Annotated in this window: 18 protein-coding genes and 2 pseudogenes; 7 read left to right on the plus strand and 13 right to left on the minus strand. The window is 57.8% G+C overall.

Going from position 1 to position 25,049, the window contains the following annotated elements; translation table 11 throughout:
• Positions 1–17: 17 nt before the first annotated feature.
• A complete protein-coding gene (locus Q1W15_RS11710; protein WP_300728218.1) occupies positions 18–1,778 on the minus strand; it encodes a hypothetical protein in 1,761 nt (586 codons plus the stop codon).
• 457 nt (positions 1,779–2,235) lie between these two features.
• Between Q1W15_RS11710 and hsdR the strand changes: the two genes are divergently transcribed.
• The 4 genes and pseudogenes from hsdR to Q1W15_RS11730 all read left to right on the plus strand — a co-directional run.
• Positions 2,236–4,602, plus strand: coding sequence for an EcoAI/FtnUII family type I restriction enzme subunit R (hsdR, locus tag Q1W15_RS11715; RefSeq protein ID WP_300728221.1), 2,367 nt, complete (start codon positions 2,236–2,238; stop codon positions 4,600–4,602).
• Positions 4,603–4,690: 88 nt separating this feature from the next.
• A complete protein-coding gene (locus Q1W15_RS11720) occupies positions 4,691–6,160 on the plus strand; it encodes a class I SAM-dependent DNA methyltransferase (RefSeq protein ID WP_300728224.1) in 1,470 nt (489 codons plus the stop codon).
• A complete protein-coding gene (locus tag Q1W15_RS11725) occupies positions 6,157–8,358 on the plus strand; it encodes a restriction endonuclease subunit S (protein WP_300728227.1) in 2,202 nt (733 codons plus the stop codon). The genes Q1W15_RS11720 and Q1W15_RS11725 overlap by 4 nt, the downstream gene beginning before the upstream one ends.
• 389 nt (positions 8,359–8,747) lie before the next feature.
• Positions 8,748–8,896 (plus strand): annotated as a pseudogene (locus Q1W15_RS11730) (integrase); the annotation flags it as partial.
• Positions 8,897–8,948: 52 nt separating this feature from the next.
• Here the strand turns inward: Q1W15_RS11730 and Q1W15_RS11735 are convergent.
• Together Q1W15_RS11735 and Q1W15_RS11740 are read right to left on the minus strand one after the other, a co-directional pair.
• Positions 8,949–9,098, minus strand: a complete 150-nt coding sequence (locus Q1W15_RS11735) for a hypothetical protein (protein WP_300728229.1) — start codon at positions 9,096–9,098, stop codon at positions 8,949–8,951.
• A 60-nt stretch (positions 9,099–9,158) separates the two neighbouring features.
• A complete protein-coding gene (locus Q1W15_RS11740; protein ID WP_300728232.1) occupies positions 9,159–9,383 on the minus strand; it encodes a transcriptional regulator in 225 nt (74 codons plus the stop codon).
• Positions 9,384–9,488: 105 nt separating this feature from the next.
• Between Q1W15_RS11740 and Q1W15_RS11745 the strand changes: the two are divergent.
• The 3 genes and pseudogenes from Q1W15_RS11745 to Q1W15_RS11755 form a co-directional block, all read left to right on the plus strand.
• Positions 9,489–9,889: pseudogene (locus tag Q1W15_RS11745) on the plus strand (IS3 family transposase); the annotation flags it as partial.
• Positions 9,837–10,049, plus strand: a complete 213-nt coding sequence (locus Q1W15_RS11750; protein ID WP_300728235.1) for a hypothetical protein — start codon at positions 9,837–9,839, stop codon at positions 10,047–10,049. The pseudogene Q1W15_RS11745 and the gene Q1W15_RS11750, both read left to right, overlap by 53 nt.
• Before the next feature lie 26 nt (positions 10,050–10,075).
• Entirely contained in the window at positions 10,076–11,011 is a 936-nt protein-coding gene (locus tag Q1W15_RS11755) for a restriction endonuclease (protein ID WP_300728237.1), read from the plus strand.
• Between the two features lie 198 nt (positions 11,012–11,209).
• Here the strand turns inward: Q1W15_RS11755 and Q1W15_RS11760 are convergent, their stop codons facing one another.
• From Q1W15_RS11760 to Q1W15_RS11805, 10 genes are all read right to left on the minus strand, one after another.
• Positions 11,210–12,982: an acyl-CoA dehydrogenase C-terminal domain-containing protein gene (locus Q1W15_RS11760; protein WP_300728240.1), complete on the minus strand. Its 1,773-nt coding sequence runs from the start codon at positions 12,980–12,982 to the stop codon at positions 11,210–11,212.
• A gap of 159 nt (positions 12,983–13,141) precedes the next feature.
• Entirely contained in the window at positions 13,142–15,004 is a 1,863-nt protein-coding gene (locus Q1W15_RS11765) for a sigma 54-interacting transcriptional regulator (protein WP_300728243.1), read from the minus strand.
• A gap of 41 nt (positions 15,005–15,045) precedes the next feature.
• Positions 15,046–15,684, minus strand: coding sequence for a 3-isopropylmalate dehydratase small subunit (gene leuD / locus Q1W15_RS11770; RefSeq protein ID WP_300728248.1), 639 nt, complete (start codon positions 15,682–15,684; stop codon positions 15,046–15,048).
• 1 nt (position 15,685) lies between these two features.
• Positions 15,686–17,098: a 3-isopropylmalate dehydratase large subunit gene (gene leuC, locus Q1W15_RS11775; RefSeq protein ID WP_300728250.1), complete on the minus strand. Its 1,413-nt coding sequence runs from the start codon at positions 17,096–17,098 to the stop codon at positions 15,686–15,688.
• A gap of 49 nt (positions 17,099–17,147) precedes the next feature.
• Positions 17,148–17,516, minus strand: coding sequence for a hypothetical protein (locus tag Q1W15_RS11780; RefSeq protein WP_300728452.1), 369 nt, complete (start codon positions 17,514–17,516; stop codon positions 17,148–17,150).
• Positions 17,500–18,090: an isochorismatase family protein gene (locus Q1W15_RS11785; protein ID WP_300728256.1), complete on the minus strand. Its 591-nt coding sequence runs from the start codon at positions 18,088–18,090 to the stop codon at positions 17,500–17,502. Before Q1W15_RS11785 ends, Q1W15_RS11780 begins: the two co-directional genes overlap by 17 nt.
• A 9-nt stretch (positions 18,091–18,099) precedes the next feature.
• The gene (locus tag Q1W15_RS11790; RefSeq protein WP_300728259.1) at positions 18,100–19,953 is read right to left on the minus strand and encodes a hydantoinase B/oxoprolinase family protein; all 1,854 of its coding nucleotides are present in this window, start codon (positions 19,951–19,953) and stop codon (positions 18,100–18,102) included.
• Positions 19,954–19,958: 5 nt separating this feature from the next.
• Positions 19,959–22,025: a hydantoinase/oxoprolinase family protein gene (locus tag Q1W15_RS11795; protein WP_300728261.1), complete on the minus strand. Its 2,067-nt coding sequence runs from the start codon at positions 22,023–22,025 to the stop codon at positions 19,959–19,961.
• Between the two features lie 72 nt (positions 22,026–22,097).
• Positions 22,098–23,357, minus strand: coding sequence for a DUF1329 domain-containing protein (locus Q1W15_RS11800; RefSeq protein WP_300728263.1), 1,260 nt, complete (start codon positions 23,355–23,357; stop codon positions 22,098–22,100).
• A 17-nt stretch (positions 23,358–23,374) separates the two neighbouring features.
• A complete protein-coding gene (locus Q1W15_RS11805; RefSeq protein ID WP_300728265.1) occupies positions 23,375–25,048 on the minus strand; it encodes a DUF1302 family protein in 1,674 nt (557 codons plus the stop codon).
• Position 25,049 lies beyond the last annotated feature (1 nt).

Below are 25,049 nucleotides of genomic sequence, written 5' to 3' on the forward strand. Positions count from 1 at the left end.
AGGTGATTTTTATCAAATTATTCTTGGCAATAAACGATGGGATGTATACCCGCTTCTTTAGCGGCATGCACGAACGACGATAAGATCCAGTAGAGCTGGGTTATGTTACCTGCCACACTCTTTCCTTTCTGGATTTTCTTGAACTCCTTCTCAATAATTTTCTTGGATATGAACGAACAGCAGATGATACACCTTCGATTGAATCGATAGTCCTGCCTGATCTTGTAAAGATAGTCTTCAAACTTGCCAGGAATACTTTTTCTCGTGCGATTCAAAAGACCACCACTATATTTCTTTTGAAGCTTTTCCTTGTACTTTTTTAGAAACAGCTTCGGGTCAACGTCCATATTACCGATGTTTTTTATGGCCTGGCCCACGACATCATGGAGATTACTGGCCGACTTGCTAGGCTTCCCATGTTTGGAGTGTATGAAAGACACGGAAAAATCAGTTTGGTTAAAAGTGATGTGATCCGCCCACTCATTGCCTAGATCATCGCAGAAAACGTAGTCGTCAGCACCATGAGCTATCTCAACGAGATCAAATACCGAGGTGGAATCAAACTTGGTTATCTTCTTTGTGATTTCACCTTTCTCAGAGGTCGCTGAGGCTAGCGTAGGTAGGACTTTTAAAGTCCGAAGCATTGAAGGGATTTCGTTGATCCCCGCACCATCCTCAAAGCACTGCCCCATAAAGTACATGTACCTTGGATCGGAGAATGTGATAGTTGCCAAACTCTGCTTCTTGATGTACGCCTGGAGTGTGATCCGTTTGCCGTTCTGCTCAAAATGAATATTTCGGAGTGCCCGGCTATTGACGGCAATCGAGTGAAGATTCTTTTTGAGTGTGGCCGCCCTAAAACTACCTAGGAGTTCGTAATCGGGCCCCGGACCAATTTCGTAAACCTGTTCCATTTCCGCAATCAAGGATTTGATCTGCTTAGATGTCATCTCAATAACACGACCATGTTTGGTTGTGTAAAAAACAGGAATACCTTGATCTATTACGTTTTCAACAAAAAACGAATATTCCAGCAGAATTGCGTTTGGCGCACTCGATTTCCAGACTAAATCAAGCTCGATAAATTTTGCGAAATTATTGAGAAAGTCTTTTTCAGTAGAAGGATTATGGATGTCGTGCAGTTGTGCCTTAGCCCATTCCACGGCGTGATGTACCGATTTCCGTTCCGATGCCTCGACCACGCGACCGCTTTGCGCGGAAATAGTTTTAGTACGCCCCTTCAATTTAAGCTTAAAGAAGTAGGGTATTGATCTCCCCGCAGCGTGTACAGACATAAGCCCTTTCAGATCTGAAGCTTCAAAGGCCCGGCCACGCATTGCTCGATCGGACACAGTCATGTTGCGGGTCGCCATCTTTTGATACTGCGCATCGACGTCGCTAAAAGCAGAGGTCAGCTCACTACTCCGAATTAGCATCGCATGCTTGTCCATGCTTTCCGTTATGCTGGCACAAGACTTTTTAAATATAGCGATACAGTCATCTATGGCAATGATCAAAATAAACGCATAGATCGTATCTTTGAGTGGCTGCTGCCAAAAATGTACATCACGGTCGGTCTTGAAGACGCGGAGGCTATAGGAGAACTTACTGCCGTCTGGAAGCGCATCATCCTGGTCCAGAATGTCCGCGATAAGCGCGCTACCAATAGTCATATTGGAGCTGGCAGCTTCGAGGACTACCGTGAGCGTAGCCTTAGTAAAAGGGGCCGTAGGGCGGTAGAATTGGGCATTCTGTGTAAGCAGGAGATCTTGCGACATCAAGCACCCTTCCGTGGAAATTCTGATAATGGGTAGCATAATGCCACTTATGACTTGGGGTCTACGGCATACAACTCTCGGCTTCACGTCGAAAGGTTGAGTCCGCCGCGAAAAAACACCACTAAATTTTTAGAATCGACCATCCCTCTGGATACCTGTCGCGGCCGGCAGGAAAGTACAGAGCCCCAAATTTTTAGGCTTCTTTGCCGATTGCCTAACGGCGTTGCTTCCTAGCCACCTTCACCCTGCCCTAGGGCACGATCCAAGATAAACGCACTGCAGGGACGACGTGAAACACTAGTCCTGCTATGGCCTCGGCTTATCTTGCCTACAACTCCATCACCAAAATCCGATCTTCCCCCGTGCCACTATTAAACAAGGTACATTTACACCCATCGAGCACGATCAGCAGTGCCGGAATGGAGCGACCAGGCCGGTTTGAAAGGGAATTGGGGTTATGGACAAAAAGTCGCTTTCCGAGCGGGACATCTGCAGCAAGTACATCGCCCCAGCCATTCAGCAAGCCGGATGGGACATGCACAAGCAGGTGCGCGAGGAAGTCAGCTTTACCAAAGGCCGCATTATCGTCCGGGGTAAACTTCACAGCCGTGGCGAAGCACGCCGTGCAGATTTCATCCTCTACCACCAAGCCAACCTGCCTATCGCTGTAATCGAGGCGAAGGACAACAAGCACTCCGTTGGCTCCGGCATGCAGCAAGCCCTGGGCTATGCAGAGGCGCTGGACGTACCGTTCGTGTTCTCCAGCAATGGCGATGGCTTCCTGTTTCACGACCGCAGTGGCACAGGCAGCCAGGTAGAAACCGAACTCAACCTTGATCAATTCCCCAGCCCTTCCGAACTTTGGCACCGCTACTGCCAGTGGAAGGGGCTGGATACAACAGCCCAACACAAGATCGAAGCGCCCTACTACGACGACGGCTCCGGTCGCATGCCGCGCTATTACCAGATGAATGCCATCAACCGCACCGTCGAGGCTGTGGCGCGCGGCCAAGACCGTATCCTGCTGGTGATGGCTACGGGCACCGGCAAGACATACACAGCCTTCCAAATCATCTGGCGGCTGTGGAAATCGAAACAAAAGAAACGCATCCTGTTTCTGGCCGACCGCAACATCCTGGTAGACCAGACCAAAAACAACGACTTCAAACCCTTTGGCCAGGCGATGACCAAAATCGCCAAACGCCAGATCGATACCTCCTACGAGATCTATCTGTCGCTCTATCAGGCCGTCACCGGCACTGATGAAGAGATGAACATCTACAAGCAGTTCTCCCGCGACTTCTTCGACCTGATCGTGATCGACGAATGCCATCGTGGCAGCGCCTCCGAGGATTCAGCCTGGCGTGAAATCCTCGACTACTTCTCCAGCGCCACCCATGTCGGCCTTACCGCCACACCGAAGGAGACCAAAGAGGTATCCAGCATCACCTACTTCGGTGAACCGATTTACAGCTACACCTTGAAGCAAGGCATCGAAGACGGCTTTCTCGCCCCCTACAAAGTGGTGCGCATCGACTTCGACAAAGATCTGCAAGGCTGGCGACCACCCAAAGGTATGCTCGATAAAAATGGCGAGCTGATCGAAGACCGTATCTACAACCTCAAGGATATGGACCGCACCCTGGTTATCGAGGCACGCACCCAACTGGTGGCGCAAAAGGTCACCGAACTCCTCAAGGCCACCGATCCGTTCCAGAAAACCATAGTCTTCTGCGACGACATCAACCACGCCGAGCGCATGCGCCAGGCCCTGGTCAACCTCAACCCTGAGCGCGTGGCCGAGAATCGCAAATACGTCATGCGCATCACCGGTGATGACCAGGAAGGCAAGGCCGAGCTGGATAACTTCATTAACCCGGAAGAGCGCTACCCGGTGATTGCCACCACCAGCAAGCTGATGACCACTGGCGTCGATGCTCAGACCTGCAAGCTGATTGTGCTCGACCAGCACATCAAATCGATGACCGAGTTCAAGCAAATCATCGGTCGCGGCACTCGCATCAACGAGGACTACGGCAAGTACTGGTTCACCATCATGGACTTCAAAAAGGCCACCGAGCTGTTTGCCGACCCTGCCTTCGACGGCGACCCGGTGGTGATCTACGCCCCAGAAAGTGATGACTCCCCCGTACCGCCGGATGACCCGCTTGCCGATGAAGACGGCATCAGCGCAGGCAACGATAACGAAGGCGATGACCTGGATTTTACCGGCGAAGATGAGGGCAAAAAACGCATCAAGTACGTCATCGACAACGTCCCGATTTATGTCATCGCCGAGCGTGTGCAGTATTACGGTCCGGATGGCCGACTGATCACCGAATCGCTGCACGACTACACCCGCACCTGCGTACAAAAGCAGTTCGCCTCACTGGATGACTTCCTTCGGCGCTGGAGTGATTCCGAGCAAAAGAAAGTCATCATCGAGGAGATGGCCGTCCAGGGCGTGATGTGGGAAGCCTTGGCCGAAGAAGTGGAAAACAAACAGGGCAAGCCGCTCGATCCGTTCGACTTGATCTGCCACGTCGCCTTCGATCAGCCTGCCTTATCACGCCGCGAGCGAGCCGAGCAGGTGAAAAAGCGCAACTATTTCGCCAAGTATTCTGGCGCAGCCCGCCAAGTACTGGAGGCCTTGCTGGATAAATACGCCGATACCGGCATCGAGCATATTGAGGACATCAAAATCCTGCAGCTTGACCCATTCAGTCAAATCGGTGCGCCCATCGAGCTGGTCAAGGCCTTTGGAGGCAAGGCTGGCTACAACAAGGCTATCCACGAACTGGAAGACGAACTTTACGCAAGCTAAGGGCTAAGCACCGACGACATGCCAAAGCAGTCGTCCCCACTATCCGGTAGAATTTCGCCCCCCTTGCGGTACGCGTTGAGAGAACTTCATGTCCATTAGCTCCACCATCAAGTCCATCCAGGACATCATGCGCAAAGACGTTGGCGTAGACGGCGACGCCCAACGCATTGGCCAGTTGGTTTGGCTGTTGTTCCTGAAAATCTTCGATGACCGCGAGCTGGAATGGGAGCTGATGGACGACAACTACCGCTCGCCCATTCCCGACAGTTGCCGCTGGCGTACCTGGGCCGCCGATCCGGAAGGCATGACCGGCGAGGCGCTCAAGGACTTTATCGACAGTAACCTGTTCCCCCAGTTGCAGAACCTTCATGAGTACAGCAACACGCCGTCGGCCTTCGTGGTGCGTAGCGTGTTTGAAGACGCGTACAACTACATGAAGTCCGGGCAGTTGCTGCGCCAGGTGATCAACAAGATTCAGGAAGGCGTGGACTTCAACAAGGCCCAGGAGCGCCACGAGTTCGGCAACCTCTACGAGCAACTGCTGCGAGACCTGCAGAACGCGGGTAACGCCGGCGAGTTCTACACCCCGCGCCCAGTCACTGAATTTATGGTGCGCATGGTCGACCCCAAACTGGACGAGAAGGTCATGGATCCGGCCTGCGGAACAGGCGGCTTCCTCACCTGCGCCATCGAACACAAACGCAGCCGCTATGTAAAAACCGCCGAAGACGAACGCACCCTGCAGACCAGCATTTTCGGCGTGGAGAAAAAGCCGCTACCGCACCTGCTGGCCACCACTAACATGATCCTGCACGGCATCGAGGTGCCCAACCAGATTCGCCACGACAACACCCTGAGCAAACCGCTGATCAGCTGGGGGCCGAGTGAGCGCGTGCACTGCATCGTTGCCAACCCGCCGTTCGGCGGCATGGAAGAAGATGGCATCGAAACCAACTTCCCTGCTGCCTTCCGCACTCGCGAAACCGCCGACCTGTTTTTGGTGCTGATTATGCAGTTGCTCAAAGACGGTGGCCGCGCCGCGGTGGTACTGCCCGATGGCTTCTTGTTTGGCGAAGGCATCAAAAGCCGGATCAAGGAAAAGCTGCTGACCGAGTGCAACCTGCACACCATCGTTCGCCTGCCCAACGGCGTGTTCAATCCCTATACCGGCATCAAGACCAATCTGTTGTTCTTCACCAAAGGCACTCCAACCAAACAGGTGTGGTTCTACGAACACCAGTACCCGGCCGGCGTTAAGAACTACTCGAAAACCCGCCCCATGCGCATCGAAGAGTTCGCTGTGGAAGAAGCCTGGTGGGGCAGCGAGGCCGACGGCTTTGCCGCACGAGTGGAGAACGAATTTGCCTGGAAGGTCAGCGTCGGAGACCTGCACGCGCGCAACTGGAACCTGGACTGCAAAAACCCGCATATCGGCGAGCAGATCAGCCATGACCCGGACGAACTGCTGCGCAACTATGCCAGCCTGCAAGACGAGATCGATGAGCTGCGCGACCAGCTCAAGGCTGTGCTGACAGAAGCACTGGAGCGTCAGATATGACAACATTGCTCACCGACAATCTGCCGCTGCTGGTCGGGACGCCGAATGGCATCATGAAGCTACGTGAGTTGATTTTAGGGCTAGCCGTGCGCGGCAAGCTGGTGCAGCAGGATCCGAATGATGAGCCAGCCAGCGAGCTGCTTAAGCGCATTGATGAGGATACGACAAGGTCTGTGGCGGGTGGGCGATCAAGAAAGCAATCTACATTTCCTAGTATTGATGAATCTGAAAAGGCTTTTGAACTTCCGAATGGCTGGGAGTGGGTACGGCTCCAGCAGATCATTTCCGTTTCCTCTGGTGATGGGCTCGTATCCGCAAACATGAAGCCAATCGGTGGAATTCCTGTTTATGGTGGGAATGGCATAACTGGATATCATGACGAGAAGAATGTTAATAAGGAAACTTTGGTTATCGGCCGTGTCGGCTATTACTGTGGATCAATACATTTAACTCCGGCCAATGCATGGATTACAGACAATGCCTTGATTGTAAGTTTCTCAGAAGAGAATTTTTATAAGAACTTCTTTTTTTGGCTTCTCAAGGGGACGAATCTCAAGGAGCAGGAAAACGCGACAGCGCAGCCAGTAATTTCAGGTAGGAAGATCTATCCCATCGTTTTGGCGATTCCGCCGCTCGCCGAACAACATCGCATCGTCGCCAAAGTCGATGAGCTGATGACCCTGTGCGACCGTCTGGAAGCCCGCCAGGCCGGCGCCGAAAGCGCGCACACCCAGTTGGTGCAGGCGCTGCTCGACAGTCTTACCCAAACAACCGATTCCAACGACTTCGCTGTCAATTGGCAACGTTTGGCTGAACACCTCCACTCCCTGTTCCGCACAGAATCCAGCATCGACGCTCTCAAACAAACCCTGCTGCAATTGGCTGTGATGGGCAAATTGGTTTCGCAACCTGATGACACGCACGCAGACAGCACGAGTGCAATTAACCAACGACCTGACGCTCTCCCAAAAGGCTGGCGATGGTGCAAGTTCGGTAGCACTTGGGAAAGCTCGTTCTACGGGCCCCGTTTTGGAAAAGAAGAGTATGTCGCTTCCGGTGGTATACCAACGATCCGAACGACAGATATGAGTTCTGGCGGACTCATCGAAATGAGAGATCCCCCGCAGGTACATGTACCAACAAAAAAACTAGACCTCTACAAGTTGAAATCCGGTGATTTACTAGTAACACGATCGGGGAGCATAGGTACTATGGCTTTATTCCTCCAAGATACTCTAGCGATCCCTAGCGCCTATTTGATTCGAATTCGTTTCCTCCCCACGATTACACCGCAATTTGGTTTGCTCTATCTCAAGTCCCCCCTTGGTCAGAGTTTACTGGGATTAAATACGACGTCTGTCGGTGTTCCAAATGTAAGCGCAACAAAAATGGCATTATTCTCACTACCTCTTCCTCCTATTGATGAACAACGCCGCATCGTCGCCAAGGTCGATCAACTAATGGCCCAATGCGACCAACTAAAAACCAGCCTAACTCAGGCCCGCCAGCTCAACGAGCAGTTGGCCAGCACCCTCGTCGAACGAGCCCTTACCGACGATGGCCAGCAGGCTCCAATTGCCACAGATCGGCAAGTATCTCGCACCCTACTCGCAGCAGAAATCACTCATCAGCTACATAGCCAACGCACCTTCGGCCAACGCAAGCTGCAGAAAGTGATTTACCTGGCCGAGCACGCCGCCAGGCTCGCCGTTATTCAAGGTGACTACCTGCGCGACGCCGCCGGCCCCCACGATCGCCGGTTGATGAATAAGGTCGAAGGCGAGATGCAAAACCATCAGTGGTATGAGCGCATCGAACGCGAGACTGTTGGCCATGCTTATCTCCCACTTTCCCAAGCAGGGCAGCATCGGAAGGCATATAGCAGCGCCTGGTCGGTCGCTGAGCGGGCCACCATTGAGCAGGTCATCGAACTAATGCGGGACTGGGATACAGATCGTTGCGAAATGACTGTGACGCTCTATGCCGCCTGGAACGACTTTATTCTCGAAGGCCGCCCGGTTTCCGATGACGCCATCGTGGACGAAGTCATGCATAGCTGGAACGACACCAAGCTGCGCTTTGGCAAAATCGAATGGTTGGCGGTACTCGCAGAGATGAAGAAGCACAAAATCCTAATGCCCACCGGCTTTGGCAAACGCACCACAGGCGGCATGCTCAGCTTGCCCGGTTTCGAGTAAACAGATGGTTTTTAGCCGTGCTCTGCAAGAGACAGATACGAAGCATACGGCTTATTCCAACTCTCACGGTATTCCAGTTGGTATTCCAAAGAAAAATACAAACTCATATTAATCAATTAAGTCAAATATCTAGCAACCCAGTTCAGATTACCCCGGCCCACCACTTCAACGAAAAAAGACGTCCACGGACGTCTTTTTTTGTGCCTGAAATCCAGTGAAATCAAGGGCTTCACGGCCATTGGCGTCCCCAGCCCCAGAGGCATTTTGAGTTCCAGGCGTTTGGGTACCCCTTTGGTATCCCCGATCCACCGCTACTTGTTTGAGAGACCCCATCGGTGTCGGAGGTAGCTCGCCTACCTACTAATGCAACCCGCCTTTCAGACCGCCAACTCAAGGCAGTCAAGCGACTCTCCCAACGCATCAGCGAAATCATTGACTACGGCGTTAACTGCGGGCTGGTTTTCGCGAACCCGCTCAGCGGTATTCGAGCAGCCCTCAAGAAGCCGCAAAAAACAACATGCCGACAGCACTGTATCCCTAAGAATAACCTGACCTGATGCTGGCGATTGCCAACGCCAGCATCAAACGCATCACCCGCCCTGCCGAGGCGGCCGGGACGGCGTGGACGGCGTGGACGGCGTGGACAGAATTCCACACACCCACGCCAACAACCAGATCGCGAACATGACGCTAAACGCATGGGTTTTCAGGATCGGTGGGGCAGCCATGGCGACCGACATGGGAACGTCGTACCGATACGTTGAACGGATAGCCGCCACGGGTGGTGATGCAGTTGGGCGTCAGATGACCTGAAGGTCTCGCAACGCCTCCGGGTGCTGGCTGGCACCCCGCAACGTGCGCTGGCTGACGCCCACTAGCTCCGCAAATGCACTTTGCGACACGCCAACTTTAGCCCTGGCCGCAGCCGAAAGCTTCACCTCAGTTGTACGTGCGGCCTTGCCAGGCTTCATTTGACGTACCGAAGCCAGCAAGTCCTTCTGAAAGCTTTCCATTTCATGGTCCATTACTGATTTCCTCTTTCAATTGACTTCAAGACGGCGCTCGGCAGGTTGTCGAACTTCGCCTTGGTGTAAGCGATCAGCCGCGGTAATCCCCCCCTAAAAAGCACGTATCGGATTTACCGCGAGCTGGAGCTGAACCTGCGGATCAAGCCGCGCAAACGTATCGTGCGCGCGAAGCCCGAGCCACTGGCGGCGCCTGATGGCAGTAATCAATGCTGGTCGATGGCTTTTATGCACGACCCGTTGTCGGACGGACGCAACTTTCGGGTTTTCAATTTGATTGACGCCTCCAACCGGGAAGCCTTGAGTATGGACATTGATTTGTCGCTTCCGGCTGAGCATGTGGTTCAAGCGCTTAAACCGCACGGTACGTTACGTACTGGCTGGATGATTACTGGTTTGAATCGATAGCTGAAGTTCAGGACTACGGGGCAAACTGGATCTGGACATGCAATCATGAGCGACAGAATATGGCCCGCGGGGGATTACTTTGCCCGAGCGCGTATTAACCCTCTACCCCAAAGCATCCTAGCCAAGGCCTTCCGAGGCGAACGGGTCCTGCAAGACCCGAACGACGAACCCGCTGTCGTGCTGATGGAGCGCATCAAGGCCCAACGCGCCGCCGCCCCTAAAAACAAGCGCGGTCGCCGATCCATCACGGAAGACTAAACCTGACATCAGGAAGAAATCGAACCATGTCCGTCCCCACCTACGACCAGTTCATCGAGCCCATCCTGCGTTTTCTCGCCGCCCATCCGGAGGGTGCCACGGCGAGTGAAACCCACGAAGCGGCCGCGCAGGCATTAGGGCTTAACGAGGCACAGCGGCAGGAAACCATCGCCAGTGGCCAGGCCACTTACAAAAATCGCTCCGGTTGGGCGCATGACCGGCTAAAACGCGCCGGCTTTTCCAGCAGCGCCAAACGGGGCTACTGGCAGTTGACCGACGCCGGCCGTGCATTCGCTCAGGCTAACCCTGCCCCGTTGAGCGCAGAGCAGGTCGAGCATTTAGCGGTGAACTTCATGAGCGTAAGGCTGAAAACAGCACCGGACGCCGCACCGCTGGATGAAAGCAACGACATGTCAACGCTGATTGCCCCGATCGATATCGCTACTAGCAGCCCGCAGGAGCGCTTGAACCAAGCCCTTCTCGAGTTGCGCACCAGCGTCGCGGGCGACCTGCTGGACAGCCTGCTGCAAGTGAGCCCGACGCGCTTCGAACACATCGTTCTCGATGTGCTGCACAGCCTGGGCTACGGCGCGAATCGTCAGGCGCTGCAACAAGTCGGCGGCAGCGGCGACGGCGGCATTGACGGCGTGATCTCGCTGGACGCGCTGGGGCTGGAAAAGGTCTACGTGCAGGCCAAACGCTGGCAGAGCACCGTCGGCCGCCCCGACCTGCAAGCGTTTTATGGTGCCCTCGCCGGGCAGAAAGCCAAACGCGGTGTATTCATCACCACGTCCGGCTTCACCGCCCAAGCTGTTGAGTTCGCGCGATCGGTCGAGGGGCTGGTGCTGGTCGACGGCAAACGCTTGGTCAATCTGATGTTGGATCACGATGTTGGCGTCAGCTCGCAGCTTTACAAAGTGCCTAGGCTCGACAGCGACTACTTTGACGAGTCGCTCGGCTGAGTTTAAAAAGCCCCCTTCAATCGAAAGCCAGATCAACCAGCATTCCACCGGGTATTCCAAGCTATTTATCCGACAGATTATTAGTCAACACAAACAGATGGCTCCGGCATTTTGGCCCTCATTTGAACCCGCCATCGCACGAATCAATAAAACACAATGCTCCCAAGGCCACACCGTAGGGGCCATGCAGCGCCGGGCTCAAAACTGTTCTGCCGTGAGGCCGTAGAGGGTTTCGCTTCCGGCACATAGGCTGGCTTCCAGGCTCAATGTTCGTGGCAGTAGGCGGGCATAGAAGAATTGCGCAGTGGCCAGTTTGGCACCATAGAAGGCTTCGTCTTCGGCCCGTTTGGCTTGGGCCACTGTGGCCATTCGTGCCCACATCCAGGCGTAGGCGGTGTAGCCAAGCAAGTGCAGGTATTCCACTGAGGCGGCTCCGATTTCAGTGGGGTGGCCGGCGGCGTGCGTGTGTATCCACGCGGTGGTGCGTTCCAGGCGGTCGACAGCGTCGAGTAGTTGCTCGCTAAAGCACGCGTCGGGCTGTTGCGCAGAGTGGCGGATGTTTGCGGTGAACTGGCGCAGCGCGGCGCCGCCGTTGGCAATGATTTTACGACCGAGCAGGTCGAGGGCCTGGATGCCGTTGGTGCCTTCGTAAATTTGTGCAATGCGCACGTCGCGAACCCGTTGTTCCTGGCCCCATTCGCGGATGTAACCGTGGCCGCCGAGGACCTGCTGGCCATGCAAGGTGCTTTCCAGGCCGCTGTCGGTAAAGAAGGCCTTCGCCACGGGTGTGAGCAGTGCCACTAACGTTTCTGCCGTCTGTTTGTCGGTGGTGTCGTCGCTGAATTTGCTGAGGTCGAGTTGTTTGCCAACATAGCAGGCAAAGGCCCGGCCGCCTTCGGTCATGGCTTTGATGGTGAGCAACATTCGGCGCACATCGGGGTGCACGATGATCGGGTCGGCGGCGTTGTCCTGTGCCTGCGGCCCGTTGGGTGAGCGGCCTTGAATGCGTTCGCGGGCGTAGGCGACGGCGGTCTGGTACGACGCCTCGGCACAGCCAATGCCCTGAATGCCAATGGACAGGCGCTCGTAGTTCATCATGGTGAACATGGCCGCCAGGCCTTTGTTGGCTTCGCCAATCAGGTAGCCTTCTGCACCGTCGAAATTCATCACGCAGGTGGCGGAGGCTTTAATACCCATTTTGTGTTCAATGGAGCCACAGCTCACGGCATTGGCGGCCCCCAACGAACCGTCGGCGTTGACCTTGATTTTCGGCACCAGAAACAGCGAAATGCCTTTGGGGCCCGACGGGGCACCGGGCAGTTTAGCCAACACCAGGTGAATGATGTTTTCAGTAAGGTCCTGCTCGCCGCCGGTGATGAAAATTTTGCTGCCACTCACTGCGTAGCGACCATTGGCCTGCGGTTCAGCGCGTGTACGGATCATGCCCAGGTCGGTGCCGGCCTGGGCTTCAGTCAGGCACATGGAGCCCGCCCAACGGCCTTCATACAGGGCGGGCAGGTAGGTCTTTTTTAGCGCGTCGCTGGCGTGGGCGTCGATGGCCAGGCACGCGCCGGCGCTCAATGCCGAATACAGGGCGAAACTGGAGTCCGCGGCGTAGAGCATTTCTTCGAACTGCACGGCCAGCATCTTGGGCATCCCCATGCCGCCAAACTGGGGGTTACCCGACAACCCGACCCAGCCGCCCTCGATGTACCGCGCATACGCCAGCTTAAACCCCGCGGGGGTGCTTACGGCCCCCTTCACCCACTGCGCGCCCTCTTCATCGCCGCTGCGACTGAGCGGGGCAATCAGCGTTGCAGTTATTTTGCCGGCCTCCTCCAGAATGGCGTCAGCGGTGGTGGCGTCGACCACCTCGGCCAGCGCTGGCAGGCGAGCCCAAAGGCCAGGGGCATCGAATACTTCATGAAGCACGAAGCGCAGGTCTCGCAGGGGGGCATTGTAGTCAGGCATCACGGTTTACTCGTCAAGGTGGTCGCGCCACGCGCGGATAAAATCAGACGGTACAAAGCCCGCGCCGCATCGAACCGGCACCACGGTGTGGGCTGAAAAGCGAGGTGGGGGGAACTTAGTCGGCCAGCGGCCCCATGCCACTGGCCTCAATGGCTCGGCTCATGCCTGGTTCTCCCCGCTCTGCAAGCGTTTAAGTCGCCGCCACAGCGTGGTCTGGCTAATGCCCAGGTACTCGGCGGCCATGCTTTTGTTGCCAGCGAACAGTTGCAGGGCTTTGACGATTTCCTCCTGCTCGACATGGTGCAGGTGCCCGCCGTTCTCGGGCTCGTTAAGCGGCGCGTAGAGTTCGGGAACCACGCGTTCCAGCGCGTCGAGCAGGGCTTCGCAACTGCCGTAGAGACGCTGGGAAACGATCAGACGCTCCACCACGTTTTCCAGTTGGCGCACGTTGCCCGGCCAGTGATAACGCCGGAACAACGCCGCTACGCCTTTGATCAGTGCGTAGGGCTCGACTTCTATGCCATAGCGCAGGGTTTCGCGGCGCATCATGTAACGGGTCAGCAAGGGAATGTCTTCGGTTCGCTCGCGCAAGGGCGGGATGTGCACGACAAACGTGCTGATGCGGTAGTACAGGTCTTCGCGAAAACGCCCGGCGCGCACTTCGTCCATCAGGTCGACGTTGCAGGCGGCGATAAATTTGATGTTCAACGAAATCGGCCGCCGCGACCCCACCGGAATGATCTCCCGCTCCTGCAGTACACGCAGCAACTTGGCCTGCTGCGGCATCGGCAGCGAGTTGATCTCGTCCATAAAAAAGGTGCCGTTGTTGGCACTCTCAAGCAGGCCGGACTTGCCGCCGCTTTTGGCGCTGGTAAAAGCGCCTTCGGCGTAACCAAACAGCTCGGATTCAAACAGCTCAGCGGGAATCGCCGCACAGTTGATGGCGACAAACGTGCCCTTGGCATTCGCACACGCCGAATGCACCTGGCGCGCGGCCAGTTCCTTACCCGTTCCGGTCTCACCGCGCAGCAGCACCGTGCTGGGTGTCGCCCCGTAGATATTCAGTTGGTTCTGCACTTCAGCCATGCGGCTGGACTGGAACAGCAGGCGCCGACTATCGTCTTGCGCCAATGCCTGCGGGCTGGGCACAAAGCTGTAGAGAAAGCCGACACGCTCGCCCTCTACCTCGAAGGGTTGCTTGTGCAGGCTGCACAACCGCTCGCCGACCAAAATGCCTTCGGCGCGCAAACTCGGCGCATCGATCAATTTGCTGCTGAGCACACTGTCCAGGCGCCGTCGCCGGCTCATGTTGCCAATAAACTGCGCGGCGGCACTGTTCCAGGCGATGACCATGCCGCCCTGGTTGGTCAACACTTGTGGCAGTGGGTTTTGCTCCAGCAAGAACTGCCCCAGTTGGGCTTGTTGCTTGTGGCGTTTGTGCTGCCCGGCGGTGCGAATAGCTTTGCGCAGCAGGTTTCGGCAAGACTCGCGCGAGTAAATCAGCACCGAATTCAGGCCCCACTGCTCGGCCAAATCGCAGGCGTAACTGGAGCCAATCACCACACCAAAGCCCTCATTGCGCACGCTGTGAAAAATCTCCTTGGCGTGTTCGGCCGTGCTGTAGGTGTGGTGGGTCAGGTCGAGGCCCTCGAACAACCCCAACAACTCGACATTAGCCTCCTGCCGTTCGTAGGTGAGCATCAGTATTTTCGGTGAAATCCGCCGCGCCGTGAGCACCGCCTGAATCAGGTCCGCCTGCTCCACTTTCAACGCCAATACCGGTGTTGGCAGCGTGTCCTGAAGGTAGAACGCGTTGGCCCCGGCGCTGATGAAAATATCCACCTGCTGGCGCTCGATCAGGTCACGCGCAGCACGCACGGCATCGTTAAAAATATTGTCGATGATCGTGATGCTGGCGAGCGACTCGAACTCGGGTATCAAACTGTGCACGATCTGACTCAGCTTTGAGTTGCCGATCAGGCAAATCTTGACCCGATCCTGCTCCGCGTTAGCAAATTCCACGGCGTACCTCTCTTATTATTATGGGGCCGAGGGTGTTTCCTTCAGTGACGAAACACCCACTGTTCGGTTCTTTTGCGCTGTTGTTCATAGGCGCTGATGCGGTCGGCGTAACGCAGGGTTTCACCGATTTCATCCAAGCCCGTCAGCAAATTCTGGCGTCGCCCCTCCTCCAACTCGAACCGCCAATGCTGCTGCGCTGTTGCAAGCAAACGCTGCGCCAAATCCACCCGGACGGTAAAGCCCGGTTGCTGCTCGGAACGAGCAAATAGCGTATCGATCACGGCCTGCGGCAGGTGCAGCGGGAGTAAGCCGTTGTTAAAACAGTTAATACGGAAGATGTCGCCAAAGCTTGGGGCGATGATGACCTTCACCCCAAAATCGCGCAGTGCCCACACCGCGTGCTCCCGGCTGGAGCCGCAGCCAAAGTTGGCCTGTGCCAGTACGATTGAGCCCTTGTTGTAGGGTGCCTGATTGAGGATGCACTGCGGGTCAGGCCGTCGACTGGCCAGGGGCGTGTCAACTTCGCCGGGGTCCAGATAGCGCTCGTCATCCATCAAAAAATCGCCAAAGCCAACCGATTCCAGGCTCTTCAAATACTGCTTGGGCAGCAGCCTGTCGGTGTCAATATTGGCGCGGTTGAGGGGGATGACGATGCCCTCGTGCTCGATAAACGGTTGCATGTCAAAAGCTCCTGATATCGGTGAGCTCGCCGGCCACCGCCGCGGCAGCGGCCATGGCCGGTGAAAGCAAGTGGGTACGCCCACCTTTGCCTTGGCGCCCTTCGAAGTTCCGGTTGGACGTTGCTCCGCAGCGCTCGCCGGGGTTTAGCCGGTCGGCGTTCATGCCCAGGCACATCGAGCAGCCCGGTGAACGCCATTCAAAGCCAGCCGCTTTGAACACCTGGTCCAGCCCTTCGCGCTCGGCTTGCAAGCTCACCAGGCCAGAGCCTGGTACCACCAGCGCCTGTTGGATGCGCGCATGCACGCGACGACCGCGCAGCACTTCGGCGGCGGCCCTCAGATCTTCTATACGCGCATTGGTGCATGAGCCGATGAAAACTCGGTCCAGCGGCACGCCAATCATCTGTTGCCCGGCCTCCAGGCCCATATAGGCGAGCGCACGCTCCCAGTCCAAACGCTGCAGGGCGTCGCGGGCCTTGTCCAATGTCGGTACCGCCTGGTTAATGGCCACGACCATTTCTGGCGAGGTGCCCCATGTCACTTGCGGCAGGACGTCTTCGCCACGCACTGTCACGCTGTGGTCGAAGCTGGCCTGCGGGTCGGATTGCAGGCTGCGCCAGTACGAAATGGCGTCGTTCCACTGCTCACCTTGGGGGGCCAGCGGCCGCCCTTTCACATAGGCCTCGGTGACCTGGTCATACGCGATCAACCCCACCCGCGCGCCCGCCTCGATGCTCATGTTGCACAGGGTCATGCGGGCTTCCATCGACAAGGCTTCGATCACCGGCCCGCAGAATTCGATGGCATAGCCGGTACCGCCCGCGGTGCCGATCTGGCCGATGATAAACAGCGCAAGGTCCTTGGCCGTGGCATAGGCGGACAAGGTGCCGTCGACGGTAATGCGCAAGTTTTTCAACTTGCGGCTGCGCAGCGTTTGGGTGGCCAGCACATGTTCCACCTCACTGCTGCCAATGCCGTGCGCCAGAGCGGCCAGTGCGCCGTGGGTGGCAGTGTGTGAGTCGCCGCACACGAGCGTCATGCCGGGCAGGGTCAGGCCCTGCTCCGGGCCGACCACGTGCACGATGCCCTGGCGCATATCGTTCAAGGCAAACAACGGAATGCCAAACTCACGGCTGTTGCTTTCCAGCATGGCAATTTGCTGCCGGGCGATCTTGTCGCTGATACCGCTGATGCCCAAGTCGCGACCCAACGTGGGTACATTGTGGTCCGGCGTGGCCAGGCTGGTGTCCAGCCGCCAGGGTTTGCGCCCCGCCAGGCGCAGGTTGGAAAACGCTTGCGGCGATGTCACCTCGTGCAACAGATGGCGGTCGATATAAAGCAGGCTGGAACCGTCAGGCAGGTCGTCTACCCAGTGGCGGTCCCACAATTTATCGTAGAGCGTTTGGGCTCCCACGTTTGGTACCTCGGCAGTGAAAAGGGTGAGTCTTGTGATTGGGTTTGCCTCAATGGGCAGGCTTCCAGGGCACCCAGCGGTACAGCTCGGCACCCGTCGGGTCGTCCACTCGGTAGCCGCAGTAACTGTTCAGGCGGCCACCCGCTTCGGGTTGCACCACGCAGAACGGGCGCTCGCACGTCGTCTCGGTTACCCCTGCACGCGCCAATGCTTCGCGCGCCTCATTCAGGCGTTGTTTGGGTGCATCGCGGGCCTGGCCGTCGAGCCGCGCCACGTTCGCGCGGAAATGACCGACCCAGGCATCGACATACGCCGTGCACGGTGCCGACTCGGCAGGCCGCTCGGCAACCGGCACCGGTGCCAGTGACGAGCAGCCCGACAAGGCGCTGAGAACCATGACGCTAAGCCAGCAGCGCAAGGCAGTGCTCCAGCGTGACCACATCGGCGTACTTGATGTGCAGGTCGCGCAAGTTCGCCCGATGCGCCTCGGCGTCGCGGTCGCCCACGGCCTCCTCCGGCACCAGCACACGCAGCTCGTTCTGCAAGGCATCCAGCACCGTGGCGCGCACGCACCCGCTGGTGGTCAGGCCCGTGACCATCACACCATCCGCGCCAGCCGCATGAATGCGCTCGGCCAAATCGGTGCCAAAGAAGGCGCTGGCCCAGTGTTTCACCAGCACCGGCTCGTCGGCGTGCGGTTGCACGCGCGAGTCAATCGCCACGAGCGGCGACCCGGCTTCCAGTACGTTCAGCACCGGTATCTTGCTGCGAAACACATGGGCCTGAGACGGCGCGCTGTACGCCACGGTAGTGAAAAACACCGGCCAGCCACGGTGCCGGAAGGCCGCCAGCAACCGCTGGTTGGCGTGCACCACCGCGCTGCACTCGGCGGCCAACGGGCTTAGCGCCGGGTTGGTAAAGCCCACGGACAGGTCCACCAGCACCAGCGCATAGCGCTGGGCGGCAGCCAGGGAGCGGGAGTCGAGGCTCATGGTCGCTCCCTATGCCCAGACCGGCGTGGCCGGCGCAGGCAAACCGGTTTCAACCAGGCAGCGGGCCTTGAGTTCCTCAAGCGTGCCGCCACGGTCGAACAGCTGAATTTCGCCGCGCGCGCTGGCCATGGCCTCACGCAACGCCAGGGTGGCCTGTTCGTCTACCGCGTCGTTGGCCACGACAACCCCATACCGACGCGCGCCGTCGACACTCACCAACCCCCGGCGGATATCGGTCAGCACCTTGCCCGGCTCGCGCAGAAACGGGTCACCCCAACCGCCGCCGCCCCAGGTATCGAACAGAATCAGGTCGCCGGTTTTCACCTTAATGTTGTCGCACTTGGCCGGCAGCATCTGACGGGTGCCGTCGGCCCGCAGCAGCTCTTTGCGACTGCGTTCGCCGGGGGCTCCACCGTTGACGCCCCAAGGGTAGGTCAGCCAGCGATCGTCATGGATCGACACATCGCCATCCACCAACAACCGATACGCGACACGCAGCCCGTTGCCGCCACGGTGCAAGCCGGCCCCCCCGGAGTCGCAGAGGGTTTCGTAGGTTTCAATACGCAGCGGGAAATACGCTTCAACAAACTCGTTGGGCACGTTGGTAAAGCCTGGCCACAACGAATGACCGTCCGGACCATCGCCCACAGGGCGCCCTGGAATACCGCCGAAGCCGATCTGAAACAACTGGAACCACTCGCCTTGCTGGTCATAGCCCGAATACATAAAGTGCGGTGAGTCAGAAAAGCCCGCCGCGTTCATAGCCTGTGGCGTGCCCTGCCCAAGAAGCCCGCCCATCATGTCGAAGATGCGACCAAGTAAATGGGTGCGGCACGACAACGCCGCCGGGAAGTTAGGCTTAAGAATCGAGCCCTGCGGAATGCGCACTTCTACCAAGTCGTAGAAGCCGTCGTTTAGCAGAATGGCGGGGTCAAACAGGCTGATGGTCAATGCGCCAAAGAAGATTTTGAACATTTCCTCGTTGACGTAGAAGTTGACTGACGACGGGGCTTGCGGGTCAGTGCCTTCGAAATCAAAGATCGCTTTGTCACCCTCGCGCCACAGCGCGCAGCGCAAGGTGTAAGGGCCCAGTCCCGCGCCATCGTCGCAAATGTAGTCTTCGAACTCTTGACGGTGTTCGGGCACCACACGGTTGATCACTTCTTTCATGGCCCGGTGGGTGCGTTCCAGCATCTCCTGCTGGGCGCTGAAAAAAACGTCGTCGCCAAAGCGTTCCGCCAGCTCAATGCAGCGTTTGCTGGCCGTGCGGCAGGCCGCGACAATGGCGTTGAGGTCAGAGCGGTTCCAGCGCGGCATACGCACGTTGTGCAAGATCACATCGAGCATGTCGCTGTTCATGACGCCACGGCGGTACAGTTTCACCGGCGGAATGCGAATGCCCTCTTCCCAGATCGAGCTGGCATTGGTCGGCAAACTGCCGGGTACCTTGCCGCCCACGTCGGACATATGGCCAAACATGGCGGCGTAGTTAATCACCCGGCCGTCTTTGAAGATCGGCATCAGCACCAGCCAGTCCGGCAAATGGCTGACGGCCCCGCCGCACAGGTAAGGGTCGTTGGTGAGGAATACGTCGCCCTCTTCAATCTCGCCTTCGTAGTTCTTCAGAAAGCCGGTGATGAACGAGCCAAACTGGCCGACGATCATTTTGCCTTCGCTGGTGGCGATCATCGGGAAGGCATCGCCTTGCTCACGAATGCCCGGGCTCATGGCGGTGCGAAACAGCACCGCGTCCATTTCGTTACGGGCGTTGCCCAGTGCATTTTCGACGATATCGATGGTGATGCCGTCGACCTCGACCCGCTGAAACGATTGGCTGTTTTCTTGTTTAATTCGCGCAACCATGACTGTTACTCCTGATGGCCCAGCGGGCGGATCAACAAGTTGCCGACGCGGTCCACAGCCGCTTCGTAACCTGGAAGAACAAGGGTGGTGGAGTCCATTTCCATCACAATGGATGGCCCTGGCACCACTAACCCCGGGCTCAGCTTGCCGCGCGCATAGAGCGCGGCGCTGTAGTCCTTGCCGGCGTAATGCACGGGGGTCTCGCCGACATGCGCATCGGCCAGGGTGTGATCGGCACCTTCGAAGGCACGCTCGGTGATTTCCGGACGCGGAGCCCGGGCAATGGCGCGCAGGTTGACCAACTCGTGGGCTTCACTCAGGGCAAACGTAAAGAGCTGTTCGTGCTCGGCATCAAAGGCAGTGGTGATCGCCGCCAGGCCTTCGCTGGCCACACGTTCCAGATCGATTTCCAGGGTCAGCAGCAATGCCTGGCCCTGGTAGCGCACATCGGCCTGCCAGTTCAGTTGTTGCACCTCGGCCGGAATGTTTTGTGCCGCCAGAGAGCTGCGCACACTGTCGCCCAGTTGCTCGAGAATCTGCGTGACCTCCTCCACGCTGAGGTCGCTCACGCGGCGAACCAGCGAGCGCGAGGCTTCGTCTTTCACCCGCGTGGTGGCATCGCCATAGGCGCACAGCACGCCCGGCCCCGGCGGAATAATCACCGGCCAGGCGTTCATCAGAATGCCCAAGGCATTGGCGTGCAACGGGCCCGCGCCGCCAAAGCCACACAGGGCAAAATCGCGCGGGTCGTAACCCTGCTCGACGCTGATCAAACGCAGCGCCCCAAACATATGTTCGTTGGCGATGCGCACAATGCCTTCGGCGGCTTCGAACAGCGACACCCCCATGGCATCGGCAATAAGTTGCACGGCGGTGGTCGCCAGGTCTTTGCGCACCTGAAAATCGCCCCCCAGTTTTTGCTCCGCAGGCAGGTAACCGAGCACCACGTTAGCGTCGGTAACGGTCGCCACGGTGCCGCCCTTGTTATACGCCGCAGGCCCGGGCACTGCGCCCGCGCTTTCCGGGCCGACACGCAGCGCGCGCGTCAGCTCCGGCACAGAGGCCATTGAGCCGCCGCCGGCCCCAATGGTGCGTACGTCCACTGACGGAGCCCGCACGGCCACGTTGCCCACGCGGGTTTCACGGCGAATGCGCGCCTGGTTGTTATCGATAAGCGCAACGTCGGTGGACGTGCCGCCCACGTCAAAGGTCAGCACTTTGCTAAAGCCGCCCCGGGAGCAGAACCAGATGGCCCCCGCCACACCGCCCGCCGGGCCGGAGAGCAGCAGGTTAACCGGCGTGCTGGCCGCCGACTGGCTGGTGGCCAAGCCACCGTCGGAGCGCAAAATGGACAACTGCACATCCGGGCGCAAACGCCGGCACAGCTCGCCCTGCAAGTGTTCCAGGTAATTGGCCACTTGCGGACGCACGTAGCTGTTCACCACGGTGGTTTCGGTGCGCTCGTACTCCTGCATCTCCGGCACCACTTCCGACGAGAGCGACACCGGCATACCCGGCATCACTTCACGGGCGATGTCATGAATGGCGCGTTCGTGCTCGCCACTGGCGTAGGCATTGATCAGGCTGATGGTCAGCGCTTCGATGCCGGCGGCCTTCAGGCGCTCCAGCTCGCCACGAATCGCCTCGCGGTCCAGTTCGCGCACCACCTCGCCATGGGTGTCAATGCGTTCGTCGGCTTCAACGGTCCACTCCAACGGAGCCAGCAGTTCACCTTTATTAAACGTCACCCAACCGCCCAAACCGCCCGGCACAAAGGAACGCGCGATATGCAGCACCTGCTTGTAGCCTTTGGTGGTGACCAGGCCAACTTTCGCGCCGCGCCGGGTCAGAATGGCGTTGGTGGCCACCGTGGTGCCGTGCATCACCGAACGAATGTCCGACGGCGCGACCCCGGAGGTCTGGCAAATTTTCTCGATGCCGTTGAGCACGGCGATAGAGGGGTTGTGAGGCGTGGACGGAACCTTGGCGGTAAAGCTGTCGCCGGTTGCATCGTTAATCAGGAGCAGGTCGGTGAAGGTACCGCCTACGTCAACACCCAAACGGAAACTCATGTTGCCTCCAGCACTTTTTTGATTGTATGCGTGCAATAGCGACCGGGGCGCAGACGCCCCGGCCATACAGGGCTAACGAGCAGCTTTTTCCAGTTCCCGCAGGTTGACATCGTCACCCTTAACGCCTGGGGTATTGAGGCGCCCTTCATCGCTAAGGATGAACGCGGTGCCATGCCGGCGTTGGTAGTCGATCGTGAAACCTGCAGATGACACGATGCCGGTATCACCGTCGGCTGTCTTGATGGTTTTCAAGTGGTAGTTCATCCACTTCCAGAACTGCCCTTTACGGTCATAGGCTTCCGCTTGGTAGAAGCGTGGGAACTGGGTATCCATGTACAACACCTTCTTGCTGTAAGGGTGCTCCGGCGGCGTAATCGCTTCGATCACCCACACCTCACGCGGCTCCCAGCCATCCTTCGGGTTCCAGTGCGGGGCGTTCGCCAGGTCGATGATGGGGAACTCGGCATCGCCCGACGCGCCCTGTTTCCAGGCCTGCGTGGTGGAGTTGGGAACGGCCAGAATCCAGCGCTTGCCCAGCAGTTTGTACCCGGCATACCAGCTGGGGTGAGCGTTGAAAATCTCGATGTCGTCGTTGAGCTGGTCGGTGCCGCCGATGGGGTCCATCCAGGTGCCGCCCGACAAGCGACGCGTACGCCGCACGGACTTGATATAAGCCCACGAGTCTTCCAGTTTTGGCGAGTCGTGGCGGATGGTGAACAGCCCCAGCCCACGGATATCGTTGGGGTAGGTCGCATATAACAGGGTTTTACTGAGGATGCTGCCGTCACCCTCGATCACATCGTTGGAACCCAAACGGCCTTTCATGAAGTAGCGTTTGAACGCCCACTCTTGCTTGCGCTCCAGGCCGGTCTTGTCGCTGATGAACAAGTACGCAAACTTGGGATAATCCTGCAGGTTTTTGGTGGGCTGCGCGTAGTGGTGGTTCCAGATCAGTTTGGCGGCGGCATCCGGGTCGTCGGCGCTGACATTCGGGAACGGCACGCCACTGACCCAGCCGTCGACCTGACGGGTGTCTTTGTTGTACACGGCTTTGCCGGCGTTGGCCTTGGTCGCGGCTTCGAAATCCTTGCCCAGAACAACCGGCTGCGAAGCCTTGAGGATGATGGTTAAGCCCTCCTCGTGCATCAACTGCTGCATACGCTCAGTCAGCAAGTCACCGATTTTATGGCCTTCAAAGGTGTCGCCCAGGTGCTGGCCAAGATTGGCACCGGTCAGCGTGGTGCCTGCCGTTAAAGGCGCAGCCTGGACACCCAGGGTGAATGTTAAGGTCAGCGCCAGCGAGGCGGCCAGGCGGTTCATCAGGATCGTCATTATTGTTGTCTCCTAGATCAGAACTGGTAAGTCAGACGCACAGCCAGTTGGTCGTTACCTTTGAAGTAACCGAAGAGGTTGGTGTTGTTGAAATCACGCAAGGTGCGCTTCTGACTTTCGTCGTTGAAAAAAATGTCGGCCTCAACGCGCACACGCCAGTTGTCGCCATAGGCAAACTCAACGCTGGGAATCACAAAACCGCCGCCATACGTGAGGTCGCTGCCCACTGCCAGGCTTGGGTTGATCCGGTCGTTGTCGTAGTTGGTGGCAAGGATCGCGGTGACGATGGTGGAGTACTCTTTGGTCCGGCCGCTGAACCCGGCGCTGTTAACCACTTCATCGCTACGCTTGTAGTTCGTGATCCAAGTATTGAACAGTTGCAACGAGAAGAACGATGGACGGCTGGTGCCCAAGTAGCTCTGTAGCGCCAACTGCTTGTCCATGCGCAGCATCGACTTGACCACGTCCTTCTCGATAATCCCGCAGAAGCCCGGGAAAAACGCGCAGCCGCCAGACTCGCCGGCATCAACCCCAACGTTGTAGGGCGAGTCGGGAATGTAGGAGAGCTCTGCTGAGAACACCGCGTCGAGGGTTTCCAGGTAACGGTTGGCGGTGATGCCAAAGGTGTCGATGTACGGGAAAATCAACTCGCCCACGGTGGAGGAGCGGTCCGAGTTGTAATCGCCTTTATAGGCACCCATGAAGGGCCGACCACTGGCCGAGTTACCCACGCCCAGCGGGTTGTCCGGGTTCGGGTTGATGACCGGGTTGTTGGACGGGCCGTGGAACCAGCCCAGCGAGTACTCCCACTGCGCAACCATACCTTTCCAGCGCAGGCCATAGGAACCATCGTCCATATTGGCGTCTTTGTGGTTGTAGTTGTACGGCACGTCGGCACCGAAGGGGGCCGAGGCAAACGTCAGCCCCTTGTTCGGGTTGTTGGCCCAACGGCCGCCTTCCAAGTCGTAGCTGTTACCGCGCTGGTCGGCAGGGTTCATCTTGCCGGGGATGTAGAGCGCCTGGAGGGTGCCGTCCACGCTGTCAAAACGGTGCACCAGGTTGAGCATCCACAGGGGTTTACGCAGTTCCTCGTTTTCCGGTTCCAGGAACGAACGCCAGCGGAAATCGTAGCCTTGGACCACATCCATGGACTGGAAGAAGTCACTCTCGCCCCACACCACCTGCTGTTTGCCCAGCTTCACGGTGGTGTTCTCGGCCAAGGTGGTCTGCCACCACAATTCACGCAGTTCGACGCCGTTGTATACGTCGTCCATCAAATTGACACTGGACTTGTTTCGCGAGCTGAACAGGTCGGTGGCGGCGTAGCCGTCCATCGACGCCTGCAAGTCTTTGAGGTAGTTGGTTTCGTACTCTTCAGACGCTCGCCCGGAAATGCTGAACTGCGAGTTACCAAAGTCCTTGAACAGGTTTAGCTTACCCACCGACCGTGCCATCGACAGGTCGTAGCGGTAGTTGCCCCTGGGCTCGCCGTTGTTGGCCGGGTCCGGCACGTAGGGATTCTCAAGGTTCCAGGACATGTATTGACGGATGTAGCCGCTTGCCTCCCAGTTTTCAAAAAAGCCGTCGTCTGCCTGCACGGCTCCGTTCAGCCCTATTCCAGCCAACACCAAGGCGCAGGCCTGTGGTGAGCTGATGAATCGCACTTTCGTCTTATTTTTCTTAGCGCTCATC

It is taken from the genome of Pseudomonas sp., assembly GCF_030150285.1.
In the GTDB taxonomy this organism is placed as follows: Bacteria; Pseudomonadota; Gammaproteobacteria; order Pseudomonadales; family Pseudomonadaceae; genus Aquipseudomonas.

What these genes read in the sequence shown, in the direction of transcription:
- Q1W15_RS11710 (WP_300728218.1), bottom strand. Translation starts at nt 1,778, where the DNA reads ATGTCGCAAGATCTCCTGCTTACACAGAATGCCCAATTCTACCGCCCT.
- hsdR (WP_300728221.1), top strand. Translation starts at nt 2,236, where the DNA reads ATGGACAAAAAGTCGCTTTCCGAGCGGGACATCTGCAGCAAGTACATC.
- Q1W15_RS11720 (WP_300728224.1), top strand. Translation starts at nt 4,691, where the DNA reads ATGTCCATTAGCTCCACCATCAAGTCCATCCAGGACATCATGCGCAAA.
- Q1W15_RS11725 (WP_300728227.1), top strand. Translation starts at nt 6,157, where the DNA reads ATGACAACATTGCTCACCGACAATCTGCCGCTGCTGGTCGGGACGCCG.
- Q1W15_RS11735 (WP_300728229.1), bottom strand. Translation starts at nt 9,098, where the DNA reads ATGTCGGTCGCCATGGCTGCCCCACCGATCCTGAAAACCCATGCGTTT.
- Q1W15_RS11740 (WP_300728232.1), bottom strand. Translation starts at nt 9,383, where the DNA reads ATGGACCATGAAATGGAAAGCTTTCAGAAGGACTTGCTGGCTTCGGTA.
- Q1W15_RS11750 (WP_300728235.1), top strand. Translation starts at nt 9,837, where the DNA reads ATGAGCGACAGAATATGGCCCGCGGGGGATTACTTTGCCCGAGCGCGT.
- Q1W15_RS11755 (WP_300728237.1), top strand. Translation starts at nt 10,076, where the DNA reads ATGTCCGTCCCCACCTACGACCAGTTCATCGAGCCCATCCTGCGTTTT.
- Q1W15_RS11760 (WP_300728240.1), bottom strand. Translation starts at nt 12,982, where the DNA reads ATGCCTGACTACAATGCCCCCCTGCGAGACCTGCGCTTCGTGCTTCAT.
- leuD (WP_300728248.1), bottom strand. Translation starts at nt 15,684, where the DNA reads ATGCAACCGTTTATCGAGCACGAGGGCATCGTCATCCCCCTCAACCGC.
- Q1W15_RS11785 (WP_300728256.1), bottom strand. Translation starts at nt 18,090, where the DNA reads ATGAGCCTCGACTCCCGCTCCCTGGCTGCCGCCCAGCGCTATGCGCTG.
- Q1W15_RS11790 (WP_300728259.1), bottom strand. Translation starts at nt 19,953, where the DNA reads ATGGTTGCGCGAATTAAACAAGAAAACAGCCAATCGTTTCAGCGGGTC.
- Q1W15_RS11795 (WP_300728261.1), bottom strand. Translation starts at nt 22,025, where the DNA reads ATGAGTTTCCGTTTGGGTGTTGACGTAGGCGGTACCTTCACCGACCTG.
- Q1W15_RS11800 (WP_300728263.1), bottom strand. Translation starts at nt 23,357, where the DNA reads ATGACGATCCTGATGAACCGCCTGGCCGCCTCGCTGGCGCTGACCTTA.
- Q1W15_RS11805 (WP_300728265.1), bottom strand. Translation starts at nt 25,048, where the DNA reads ATGAGCGCTAAGAAAAATAAGACGAAAGTGCGATTCATCAGCTCACCA.